General features: G+C 54.1%; 7 protein-coding genes. 6 read left to right on the top strand and 1 reads right to left on the bottom strand.

The window, feature by feature from the left end; genetic code table 11:
• Positions 1-17: 17 nt before the first annotated feature.
• Positions 18-1157 (top strand): glycerate kinase, encoded by a 1140-nt coding sequence (locus UC14_RS05775; protein ID WP_013573988.1) that lies wholly within the window; start codon positions 18-20, stop codon positions 1155-1157.
• A 117-nt stretch (positions 1158-1274) separates the two neighbouring features.
• Positions 1275-2582: an amino acid deaminase gene (locus UC14_RS05770; RefSeq protein ID WP_112197366.1), complete on the top strand. Its 1308-nt coding sequence runs from the start codon at positions 1275-1277 to the stop codon at positions 2580-2582.
• A gap of 47 nt (positions 2583-2629) precedes the next feature.
• On the opposite strand, the gene barA is transcribed toward UC14_RS05770, so the two are convergent.
• Positions 2630-5380 (bottom strand): two-component sensor histidine kinase BarA, encoded by a 2751-nt coding sequence (gene barA / locus UC14_RS05765; RefSeq protein ID WP_112197365.1) that lies wholly within the window; start codon positions 5378-5380, stop codon positions 2630-2632.
• 63 nt (positions 5381-5443) lie between these two features.
• Between barA and rlmD the strand changes: the two genes are divergently transcribed.
• From rlmD to pyrG, 4 genes are all read left to right on the top strand, one after another.
• Positions 5444-6814 (top strand): 23S rRNA (uracil(1939)-C(5))-methyltransferase RlmD, encoded by a 1371-nt coding sequence (gene rlmD / locus UC14_RS05760; protein WP_112197364.1) that lies wholly within the window; start codon positions 5444-5446, stop codon positions 6812-6814.
• A 9-nt stretch (positions 6815-6823) separates the two neighbouring features.
• Complete coding sequence (gene relA / locus UC14_RS05755; RefSeq protein ID WP_013573992.1) at positions 6824-9061, top strand: GTP diphosphokinase; 2238 nt, start codon at positions 6824-6826, stop codon at positions 9059-9061.
• A gap of 78 nt (positions 9062-9139) precedes the next feature.
• The gene (mazG, locus tag UC14_RS05750) at positions 9140-9943 is read left to right on the top strand and encodes a nucleoside triphosphate pyrophosphohydrolase (RefSeq protein WP_013573993.1); all 804 of its coding nucleotides are present in this window, start codon (positions 9140-9142) and stop codon (positions 9941-9943) included.
• 348 nt (positions 9944-10291) lie between these two features.
• Positions 10292-11929 carry a glutamine hydrolyzing CTP synthase gene (gene pyrG, locus UC14_RS05745; RefSeq protein WP_013573994.1) on the top strand — a complete coding sequence of 546 codons (1638 nt, stop codon included), beginning with the start codon at positions 10292-10294 and terminating at the stop codon, positions 11927-11929.
• Positions 11930-11997 lie beyond the last annotated feature (68 nt).

Genomic DNA, 11997 nt, shown 5'->3' with positions numbered 1-11997 from the left:
ATGAAGGTAATGACTTTATGAAAATAGTGATCGCACCGGATTCATACAAAGAAAGTTTGTCTGCTTTGGATGTGGCAAAAGCCATCGAGAGTGGGTTCCGTGAGATTTTCCCCGAGGCAGAGTACGTCAAGTTGCCGGTTGCCGATGGCGGCGAAGGCACGGTAGAGGCCATGGTGGCGGCTACCGGTGGGCGTGTGGTGAAGGTGAATGTCACCGGACCACTGGGCACCCCGCTTGAAGCGTTTTTTGGCCTTTCAGGTGATGAGAAAATCGCTTTCATCGAAATGGCGGCGGCCAGCGGGCTGGAAAGTGTTCCTCCGGCGCAACGTAATCCGCTGAAAACCACGTCGTATGGTACAGGGGAACTGATCCATTCTGCTCTCGGCCACGGCGTAAAACACTGCATTATCGGGATTGGTGGCAGCGCTACCAACGATGGTGGCGCTGGCATGATGCAGGCGCTGGGCGCGAAGTTGCTGACCAAAGATGGCAAATCTATTGGTCAGGGCGGAGGCGAGCTGGAAAAACTGCACCACATTGATATCAGCGGGTTGGATCCGCGAATTAAAACATGCCGCTTTGAAGTGGCCTGTGACGTCACGAATCCGCTGACCGGCAAAGACGGAGCTTCTGCCATCTTTGGCCCGCAAAAAGGGGCAACACCGGAGATGATCGAACAGCTCGACGGCTATCTGCATCATTACGCCCGGGTGATCAAACAGGATCTGGGTATCGACGTTGAGCATGTTCCCGGAGCCGGTGCTGCCGGTGGCATGGGAGCGGCACTTTACGGGTTCTGTCATGCCGAACTGCGCCAGGGCATTGAGATCGTCACCGATGCGCTGGGGTTGGATGAACTGGTGAAAGATGCCACGCTGGTGATTACCGGTGAAGGGCGGATTGACAGTCAGAGCATCAATGGCAAAGTGCCAATTGGTGTGGCACGGGTGGCTAAACGTTACAACAAGCCCGTGATTGGTATTGCCGGCAGTCTGACAAAAGATGTTGATGTCGTTTACGACCATGGTCTGGATGCTGTTTTCAGCGTGCTCTACAGCATTTGTACGCTCGATGATGCCCTGAAAAACGCCGCAGACAACTTGCGTAAATCAGCACGAAATATTGCCGCCACTATTAAGTTATCGCAAAAGCTTTAACCGACAGCACTCAGGATATAAAACCGGTGTTCAGGCCCAGCCTGCGCCGGTTTTTGTATTTTATTTCCCTCGGTTTTACGTTAGGTTTTAAAGACATTCGCCAATGAGAAAACACGTATGTCAGAGATCGATTTTTCACAGCAGCCGGTTAATACGCAAACGAAAGGGCTGGGGCCGCTGAGTGACGGTGCGCGCATGCGCGATATCCGTGAACAGGGCTGGAATATCCTGCGTGAAGACGTCAGCCTGCCGGTGGCGGTGCTGCTCGAAGAGAGAATCGAACACAACCTTTCCTGGATGCGTGAATTTATCCAGCGTTATCAGCTCAAACTGGCACCGCACGGCAAAACCACCATGAGCCCTGAGTTGTATCAGATGCAGCTGGAATTCGGCGCATGGGGCATCACGCTGGCAACGGCACCGCAGGTTGATGCCGCGTTCCGGCACGGTGTGCGCAAAGTGATCATGGCGAATCAGCTGGTGGGGAAAGGCAACATGGCAATCATTGCCGGGTTGCTGCGTGATGACCCGGCATTTGATTTTACCTGCATCGTGGATTCTGCTGAGAACGCCGATGCGCTCGGGCACTATTTTGCCAGCCAGCGGCAGAAACTGCGGGTGATGTTTGAGTACGGCATAACGGGCGGGCGCACCGGTATTCGCACCGAACAACAGGAAGCCGACGTACTGGCGGCGGTGAAGCGCTGGCCGCAGTCACTGGCGCTGGTCGGCGTCGAGCTTTATGAAGGCGTGAGCAATGATGAAGCGGTGATCCGCAGCTTCCTGCGTCACGTGATGACACGTACCGAAGCGCTGGCGCAGGCCGGAGAATTTGCTGAACCCCAGGTGATTTTGACCGGTGCAGGTTCCGCCTGGTTCGATGTTGTTGCCGAGGAACTGACGCGGGAAGAAACCCATCTTGATGCAGAAAAACGCTACGTGCTGGATATCATTCTGCGTTCCGGTTGTTACGTGACACACGACGTTGGCGCGTATCAGGCGGCGCTGGAACGCATGCAAACCAGCAATCCGGTGGCGCGTGAAATGAACAGCAGTTTACAGCCAGCGTTGCAGGTCTGGGCAGCCGTGCAGTCGTTGCCGGAACCGGGCAGGGCCATTATTGCGTTCGGCAAACGTGATGCCGGTTATGATGCCGGATACCCGAAAGCGGCCGGACATTTTCGTCCGCGCAGCGCCACACAGGCCGGATACACCACGGTGGTGCCCGCGCCTGACGACTGGAAGGTGTTCGCGATGATGGATCAGCATGCGTTTATGTCGATCCCGGAAGATGCGGATTTGAAAGTCGGCGACATGCTGGTGTTTGATATCTGTCATCCGTGCCTGACGTTCGACAAATGGCGTCAGTTGTTGCTGGTGAATGAACAGTGGGATGTGACCGGCGCGGTGACGACCTGGTTCTGACGACACGAAAACGCCCGGACGATGCCGGGCGTTAATCTTTTTAATGACTACCTCGGTAAATACGCCACTGCTGCGCGCTTCACGTTGTCAATTTCATCAAGCAGTTCAAACCATTCCGGTTCCAGCGTTTCCACGCTGACGCCCTGACGAAGCTGTTGTTCAATGTAGAAACACAGCCGTTTCAGACGGGGTACGCCGCTGTAGCTGCAACTGCCATGAAGCTTGTGGATCAGCGCCAGAATATCGTCGTCCGGTTCGCCACGGGTGACGGCTTCCACGCGTTCTACCACCTGCGGCAGAAACTCCACCAGCATTTGCAGCAAATCCTGCGCCAGCGCGACTTTATTGGCTGACTGACTCAGTGCCAGTTGCCAGTCGAGTGTGCTGATCGGCGCGAGTGACTCGCTGGCCTGCAACGGTGAATCCAGCTGTGTCTGATGCTGATGATGGCGCGACAGAACATTTTTCAGCATGCTTTCATCAATGGGTTTAGACAGGTAATCGTCCATCCCCAGTTTCAGTAACTGTTCACGCTCGCCGCTCAGCGAGTGCGCGGTGACGGCCACCACCGGCGTTTTGGCATGGCGCGCCATCTGGTGGATGATTTCGCTGGCGCGAATGCCGTCGATATCGGGCATCTGAATATCCATCAGAATAATATCCAGATCGGTATGACGTGCGACATCGATGGCTTCTTCACCGCTGTGACAAAGCACGGTGGTTTCCACCAGTTCTTCCAGCAAGGCGCCAATCAGTTTGAGGTTTGCCGGATTGTCATCCACCGCCATGGCGGTCAGCGGCAGACGCGAGGTTTTATCTTCGTCGTTACCGATCACCCTGACGGAAGCCTGTTGTTCATGTAACAACAGCGGCAGCAGGCGGATACTCGACATCGGTTTAATCAGACAGGCCTGAACGCCACGCCTTTTCAATTCTTCGGCATCCACCTGGAACTGACTCGGCAGCGCCAGCAGAAGGTGCTGTGTCATGCCCAGCACTTTCTGCAATTTACCCTCGTAGTCCGCCAGAACCTGATCCGGTTTGACCGGAATGCTGCACAACATGATGTCGTACCATGGCTCAGGAAGCGCAGCCAGCGTGGTGCGATGTGTGATATCCAGCGGTGTGGCCTGCAGGATTTCCATCGTGGCTTTCGCCGCCGCCGGATTGGCTTCAACATAGGCCAGACGTTTGCCTTCAAGATGATTCATGGAAACCGGCGTAATATGACGGTTTTCATTCAGCTCGAGCGTGACGTGGAACCAGAAGGTCGAACCGCGGTTCAGCTGGCTGTAGAAACTGATGTCTCCGCCCATTTCTTTCACCAGACGCTGGGTGATCACCAGCCCTAATCCGGTGCCGCCATGTCGGCGCGAAATGCTGGCATCAGCCTGACGGAAAGCCTGGAACAATTGCGACTGCTGACGTTCGGAAATCCCGATGCCGGTATCGTGGATCTGCACTTCCAGTTCCACCTGCAAATTGTTCTGCGAACGCAGCTCGACATTGATATCGATGTTGCCGGTTTCAGTAAATTTAATCGCATTTCCCAGCAAGTTAGTCACCACTTGCTGCATGCGCATCGGATCGCCCAGCACGTTTTCCGGCACGTTGTTGTGGACGTTCAGCGTCAGTTCCAGACCTTTATCATGCGCGGTGTGCGCCAGCAAAATAACCACTTCATCGAGCATTTCACGCAGCGAGAACGGAATATGCTCGAGCACCAGTTTGCCAGCTTCCAGCTTGGAGAAATCCAGCACGTCATTAATGATGGTTAACAGGTGATTCGCGGAGCGCTCAATGGTTTGCAGATAGTCCGCCTGCGTTGGCGAAAGCGGCGTTTTCAGTGTCTGGCGGGTAAAGCCGATCACACCGTTGAGCGGGGTACGCAGCTCGTGAGACATATTGGCCAGGAATTCAGATTTGATACGCGCCGCTTCCTGGGCACGTTTCTTCGCCAGATCCAGCTCGACGTTTTGGATTTCCATCTGCTCCAGCGTTTCGCGCAGGTCTGACGTTGCCTGATCGATATTCTGCTGCACTTCTTCGTGGTAGGCCGTCAGCGACATCGCCATCGAGTTAATGCCGTTTTTTAGCATGCTCAGTTCGCCCGGCATGTTGCCTTCCACGCGGCTGTCGAGCTGCCCGCGGCGGATGCGGTCAACGGTATTCACCATATTACGGATCGGTCCTGTCACGTCGCGCATCAGGCGGTAAGCGAACAGCGTGGCGATACCCAGACACAGCAATAACAGCATGGTGGATACGAACGCTTCCTGATATTGCGCCAGTTTTACCGAACGTAAATCCAGTTCAATGGCGATATAACCCAGCCGGTTGTCCGGCGAGGCACTGAAGGTTTCGTCATCCGCTTCCGTATGGTTTTCAGCCTGAATGGGCGTGCGCAGGATCAGCACATCGCCGGAACGGGTTTTCGTCAGCTCGCGCGGAATGTCTTCGATGCGTTTTACCTGCAACGGACTGTCATCATGCTGGCTGGTCGAACTGGCAAACAGTTTGTTCTCGCCATCAAACACACTGATGCTGCGTACAATATCAGAGTGATTACGGTGCAGACGGCTGATCAGCCGTTTCACCGGTTCGCGTTCCCGGAACGTCATGCCATATTCGCTTGCGACTGCCAGAGGCTCGATAATACTGGCTCCGGCTTCTGTCAGTTGGTTCTGCAACTCGTTGTAGCGGTGCACCACAAAGAAGGTGCTGAGCAGCAAACCGATCATTAATGTCGGTGCCAGGATCAGGATCATCATCCGTGCGCGAAGGCTATATTTGGTCATGAGGTTCCAATGTGGGAGAATTAGCTAAAGTAAGCTTAATAAACCAGCGTGTAATCGACAATAATGGCTCAATTCTACTCTCCGAACCGTCGCGTGACGACCCGGCAAACGATAACTGTGACCGCCACCGACCTCGATACTTTCGGGCAAGGTGTGGCACGCCACAATGGCAAAGCCGTATTTGTCAGTGGTTTACTGCCCGGCGAACAGGCCGAAGTCACTTTAACAGAAGATAAAAGCAAGTACGCCAAAGGTAAGCTGAAGCGTTTGCTGACCACCAGCGACGATCGGGTAAAACCGCTGTGTCCGCACTATTCCACTTGCGGCGGGTGTCAACAGCAGCACGCCAGCGAGGCACTGCAACAGCGCAGTAAATCAGCGGCGTTATTACGCCTGATTTCCCGCGAAACCGGTATTCTGGCGGATCCGCTGCCAGTGATTGCCGGTCCGCAATACGGTTACCGCCGTCGTGCGCGTCTGGGATTGCAAATTGCGGGCGTTAAACCGGGGCGTAAAGCCGGTGCCGTCAGCGGCCCGCTGGTGATGGGGTTCCGTCAGGAAGGCTCCAACGATCTGGTGGCGATTACCCGTTGCCCGGTGCTGCGGCCTGAGCTGGAGCAACTGCTGGTGCCGGTGCAGGAATGTTTGTCGTCATTATCGGCGGCGAAACGCCTCGGGCATCTGGAAATGGTGCTGGCGGATAACGGCCCGCTGTTGGTGCTGCGTCATCTTGATCCGCTCAGTGAAGCCGATCGTACGCGCCTGACGGCGTTTGCGGCGCAACATCAGTTAACGATTTTTCTGGCGCCTGACAGCGAGACTCTGGAGCCTTTGTGCGGCGAACCCCCTTATTATCAGATTGATGGTTTGAATCTGAAATTTGGCCCGCGCGATTTTATTCAGGTGAATGATGCCGTTAACCAGCAAATGGTGGCGCAGGCCCTGGAGTGGCTGGAACTGACGCCGGAAGATCGCGTGCTGGATTTGTTCTGCGGGATGGGGAATTTCACCCTTCCGCTGGCAAAAAGAGCTAACCAGGTTGTCGGCGTCGAAGGTGTTGCTACACTGGTGGCGAATGGGCAAGATAATGCCCGGAATAATGGATTAGAGAATGTGTCCTTCTTCCATGAGAATCTGGAAGATGATGTCAGTAAACAACCCTGGGCGGCACAAGGTTTCAATAAAATCTTGCTGGACCCGGCCCGGGGTGGCGCTGCTGGCGTGATGACGCATATTGTTAAGCTTGCCCCGGCGCGTGTGGTGTATGTGTCATGCAACCCCACAACATTGGCGCGGGACAGTAAAATTTTGTTGGAGGCGGGTTATCGTTTGGCCGGGGTGCGTATGCTGGATATGTTCCCGCACACCGGTCACCTTGAATCGATGGCTCTGTTTATCAACCCGTCTGACACAGGTGTTGTGTCAGAAACGTAGGGAGAGGGTATGGTTGCGGTAAGAAGTGCACATCTGAACACGGCTGGCGAGTTCGCGCTCGACGACTGGATCAATAGTTTAGGACTGTCCAGCCAGCAATCATGTGAGCGTTTAGCCGAAACCTGGCGCTACTGCGAGCAACAAACGCAGGGCCATCCTGACGCCTCGCTGCTGCTATGGCGCGGTCTGGAGATGGTTGAAATCCTCTCGACCCTCAGCATGGATAACGACAGTATGCGCGCGGCGCTGCTGTTCCCGCTGGTTGATGACGGCATCATTGATGAAGACACCCTGACCCAACAGTTCGGTAAAGCCATTACTGATCTGGTACATGGCGTGCGTGATATGGATGCCATCCGCCAGCTGAAAGCCACGCAAAACGATTCCATGGCTTCCGAGCAGGTGGACAACGTCCGCCGCATGCTGCTGGCGATGGTGGAAGATTTCCGCTGCGTGGTGCTGAAACTGGCTGAACGTATCGCTCATCTGCGCGAAGTGAAAGATGCGCCGGAAGAAGAGCGCGTACTGGCGGCCAAAGAATGTACCAATATTTATGCGCCGCTGGCTAACCGTCTGGGTATCGGCCAGTTGAAATGGGAGCTGGAAGATTTCTGCTTCCGTTATCTGCATCCTGACGAATACAAACGCATTGCCAAACTGTTGCATGAACGCCGTATCGACCGTGAGCAGTACATCGACGATTTTGTGTCGACCGTTAAAAATGCGATGGCCGAAGAGGGCATCAAAGTTGATGTTTACGGCCGTCCCAAGCATATCTACAGCATCTGGCGCAAGATGCAGAAAAAATCCCTGTCGTTCGACGAACTCTTCGACGTGCGTGCCGTGCGTATTGTGGTGGAGCGTTTACAGGATTGTTACGCCGCATTAGGGATTGTGCACACTCATTTCCGCCATCTGCCGGATGAGTTCGACGATTATGTCGCCAACCCGAAACCGAACGGTTATCAGTCGATTCACACCGTGGTGCTGGGGCCGCGTGGGAAAACGCTGGAAGTGCAGATCCGTACGCGTCAGATGCATGAAGATGCTGAGCTGGGCGTCGCGGCGCACTGGAAATACAAAGAAGGCACCGCTGTGGTCGGTGGCCGCAGCGGGGGCTACGAAGGTCGTATTGCCTGGCTGCGAAAACTTATCGCGTGGCAGGAAGAAATGGCCGATTCGGGCGAAATGCTCGACGAAGTGCGCAGCCAGGTGTTCGACGATCGCGTCTACGTGTTTACGCCAAAAGGCGACGTGATCGACCTGCCGATGGGCTCCACGCCGCTCGACTTTGCGTATCACATCCACAGTGATGTGGGGCACCGGTGTATCGGGGCGAAAATTGGCGGCCGCATCGTGCCGTTCACCTATCAGCTGCATATGGGCGATCAGATTGAAATCATCACCCAGAAGCATGCGAACCCAAGCCGCGACTGGCTGAACCCAAGTCTGGGTTACGTCACGACCAGCCGCGGGCGCTCGAAAATTCAAAACTGGTTCCGTAAACAGGATCGCGATAAGAACATTATTGCCGGTAAACAAATCCTCGATGACGAGCTGGACAGACTGGATATCAGCATCAAAGATGCCGAGAAACTGCTGCTGCCGCGCTACAACGTCAACTCGCTGGATGAAGTGCTGGCCGCAATCGGTAACGGCGATATCCGTCTGAATCAGATGGTGAACTTCCTGCAATCGCAGCTGAAAAAGCCGAGTGCGGAAGAGCTGGATAAAGAAGCTTTGCGCCAGCTGACGCAGAAAACCACACCGCCACCGACCCGTACCAAAGACAATGGCCGCGTGGTGGTTGAAGGTGTCGGTAATCTGATGCACCACATTGCGCGCTGTTGTCAGCCGATCCCGGGCGACGAAATCGTCGGTTACATCACTCAGGGCCGCGGGATTTCCATCCACCGTGCCGACTGTGATCAACTGGAAGATTTACGTTCGAATGCGCCGGAACGTGTGGTCGATGCCGTATGGGGCGAAAGTTACTCCAGCGGGTATTCACTGGTGGTACGTGTGGTGGCTAACGACCGCAGCGGCCTGCTGCGTGATATCACCACGATTCTTGCCAATGAAAAAGTGAACGTACTCGGTGTTGCCAGCCGCAGCGACACACGCCAGCAACTGGCGACCATCGACATGGATATCGAAATCTACAACCCGCAGGTGCTGGGACGTGTGATTGCCAAACTGAACCAGTTGCCGGATGTAATTGAAGCCAAGCGGCTTCACGGCAGCTGATCAAACGCTTATAAGGCCCGCCAGTCGGGCCTTTTCTTTTATGTTTTTGACTCATCTCTTTTAAAACGGACAGATCCTATGACCGACTCTTCTTTACAACGCCTGCTCACCATTATGAAAACCCTGCGCGACCCAGAAGCGGGCTGCCCGTGGGATAAAGAGCAAACTTTCGAGACGATTGCCCCGTACACGCTGGAAGAAACCTACGAAGTACTGGATGCCATCGCCCGCAAAGATTACGACGATGTGCGCGACGAACTGGGTGATCTGCTGTTTCAGGTGGTGTTTTACGCGCAGATGGGCAGCGAACAAGGGCTGTTTGAGTTTGACGATATCTGCAATGCTATTTCGGACAAATTAGAGCGCCGCCATCCGCAAATCTTTGGGCAGGAAGCGGCCTGGTCGAAAGACGCCAGCAGTCAGGATGTGCTGGTCAAATGGGAAGCGCGTAAGGCACAAGAGCGGGCGGAGAAATCCCTGCATTCGGCGCTTGATGACATTCCTTCCGCGTTGCCTGCGCTGATGAAAGCACACAAAATTCAGAAACGTTGTTCGAATGTCGGGTTCGACTGGACCACACTCGGGCCGGTGCTCGACAAAGTTTACGAAGAGATCGACGAAGTGATGTTTGAAGCGCGTCAGGCAGTGATCGATGAAGAAAAGCTCGGCGAGGAAATCGGCGACCTGCTGTTCGCGACGGTGAATCTTTCCCGCCATTTAGGCCACAAAGCGGAAGATGCGTTGCAGGCGGCCAACCGCAAGTTTGAGCGCCGTTTCAGGCAGGTCGAGGAAATTATCCGTGGAAAAGGCTTAAACATGGAAGATGCTACACTTGAGCAGATGGAAGACGCCTGGCAGCAGGTGAAAAAGCAGGAAGGCTGAGTTAGCTCTCCGACTTTGATCGGAAACAAGATCTGAATCTGCTGAAACGGTTAAGCTCAATGTCATTCAGTGCTTAACCGGCTGATCTGAGAGCAGTAAAGTCCAACAAATTGAAATCTAAGATGTTTTAGTGGGTCATGCGAACAGCACAGCACTTTTTACAAGCTAACTGTTTGTTTTTGAACGAATGAAAGAACAGCGCTGGCAGGGTTAACCCTTCTGAACTGACGGTAAGGAAAACGATGATGGACAGCAAAACGTTTATTTGTGGCGCACACAAGGTTCCGGTATACTGTTTTCCCGTCTTGGTTACTCCATCATCTTTAAACCTAACCTCTCAGGTTCAGCATGACAACTAATTATATTTTTGTGACCGGCGGGGTCGTATCCTCTCTGGGTAAAGGCATTGCCGCAGCCTCTCTGGCGGCTATTCTCGAAGCCCGTGGCCTCAACGTGACCATCATGAAACTGGACCCGTATATCAACGTGGATCCGGGTACGATGAGCCCAACTCAACATGGCGAAGTCTTCGTTACCGAAGATGGCGCTGAAACCGATCTCGATCTGGGTCACTACGAGCGCTTCATCCGCACCAAGATGACTCGTCGCAACAACTTCACCACGGGCCGTATTTATTCCGACGTGCTGCGCAAAGAGCGCCGTGGCGACTATCTCGGCGCAACCATCCAGGTTATCCCGCACATCACCAACAACATCAAAGAACGCATCATTGAAGGCGGCGAAGGCCACGATGTCGTGCTGGTTGAAATTGGCGGTACTGTCGGTGATATCGAATCCCTGCCGTTCCTGGAAGCGATTCGTCAGATGGCGGTTGAAGTGGGCCGTGAGCACACGCTGTATATGCACCTGACACTGGTGCCTTACATGGCGGCAGCCGGTGAAGTGAAAACCAAACCGACCCAGCACTCTGTAAAAGAACTGCTGTCTATCGGTATCCAGCCGGACGTGCTGATTTGCCGTTCTGACCGCGCAGTGCCTGCCAACGAACGCGCGAAAATTGCGTTGTTCTGTAACGTGCCGGAAAAAGCGGTTATCTCCCTTAAAGACGTTGATTCTATTTATAAAATCCCGGCCCTATTGAAATCTCAGGGTCTGGACGACTATATTTGTAAACGTTTCAGCATCAACGCACCGGAAGCCAACTTGTCCGAATGGGAACAGGTTGTTTACGAAGAAGCCAATCCGGGCGGTGAAGTGACTATCGGCATGGTCGGTAAGTACATTGAGCTGCCAGATGCTTATAAATCTGTGATTGAAGCGCTCAAACACGGCGGCCTGAAAAATCGTCTGACCGTGAACATTAAACTTATCGACTCTCAGGATGTCGAAACCCGTGGTGTCGAGGTGCTGAAAGGCCTGGACGCGATCCTTATCCCGGGTGGCTTCGGCTACCGTGGTGTGGAAGGGAAAGTGGCAACGGCGCGTTATGCACGTGAAAATAACATTCCTTATCTGGGCATTTGTCTGGGTATGCAGGTTGCGCTGATTGAGTTCGCCCGTAACGTTGCGGGTATGGAGAACGCCAACTCCACCGAATTTGTGCCAGACTGTAAGTTCCCGGTGGTTGCACTCATCACCGAATGGCGCGATGAAGAAGGTAACGTCGAAGTACGTTCCGAAGACAGTGATTTAGGCGGCACCATGCGTGTGGGCGGACAGCAATGTCACCTGAACGACGGTAGCCTGGTTCGTGAGATGTACGGCGAGCCGACAATAGTTGAACGCCATCGTCACCGTTACGAAGTGAACAATATGCTGCTCAAACAAATCGAAGCCGCAGGTTTACGCGTAGCCGGTCGCTCTGGCGATAAGCAACTGGTGGAAATCATCGAGCTGCCTAACCATCCGTGGTTTGTCGCTTGTCAGTTCCATCCAGAATTTACGTCAACGCCGCGTGATGGTCATCCGTTGTTTGCAGGCTTCGTGAAGGCTGCCGGTGAGTATCAGAAGCGTCAGGTAAAATAAAATACCGGGGAAGAGATGCGCCATTGGCGCATCTCTTGTCTGAAGCTTTAGTTAACTTGTACTGAGGA

Origin of the sequence: Rahnella sp. NRRL B-41462 (assembly GCF_003263525.1) — a bacterium.
GTDB classification, from domain to species: Bacteria; Pseudomonadota; Gammaproteobacteria; order Enterobacterales; family Enterobacteriaceae; genus Rahnella; species Rahnella aceris.
This window is presented reverse-complemented; position numbering and strand designations above follow the sequence as displayed.

What these genes read in the sequence shown, in the direction of transcription:
- rlmD (WP_112197364.1), top strand. Translation starts at nt 5,444, where the DNA reads ATGGCTCAATTCTACTCTCCGAACCGTCGCGTGACGACCCGGCAAACG.
- barA (WP_112197365.1), bottom strand. Translation starts at nt 5,380, where the DNA reads ATGACCAAATATAGCCTTCGCGCACGGATGATGATCCTGATCCTGGCA.
- pyrG (WP_013573994.1), top strand. Translation starts at nt 10,292, where the DNA reads ATGACAACTAATTATATTTTTGTGACCGGCGGGGTCGTATCCTCTCTG.
- relA (WP_013573992.1), top strand. Translation starts at nt 6,824, where the DNA reads ATGGTTGCGGTAAGAAGTGCACATCTGAACACGGCTGGCGAGTTCGCG.
- UC14_RS05775 (WP_013573988.1), top strand. Translation starts at nt 18, where the DNA reads ATGAAAATAGTGATCGCACCGGATTCATACAAAGAAAGTTTGTCTGCT.
- mazG (WP_013573993.1), top strand. Translation starts at nt 9,140, where the DNA reads ATGACCGACTCTTCTTTACAACGCCTGCTCACCATTATGAAAACCCTG.
- UC14_RS05770 (WP_112197366.1), top strand. Translation starts at nt 1,275, where the DNA reads ATGTCAGAGATCGATTTTTCACAGCAGCCGGTTAATACGCAAACGAAA.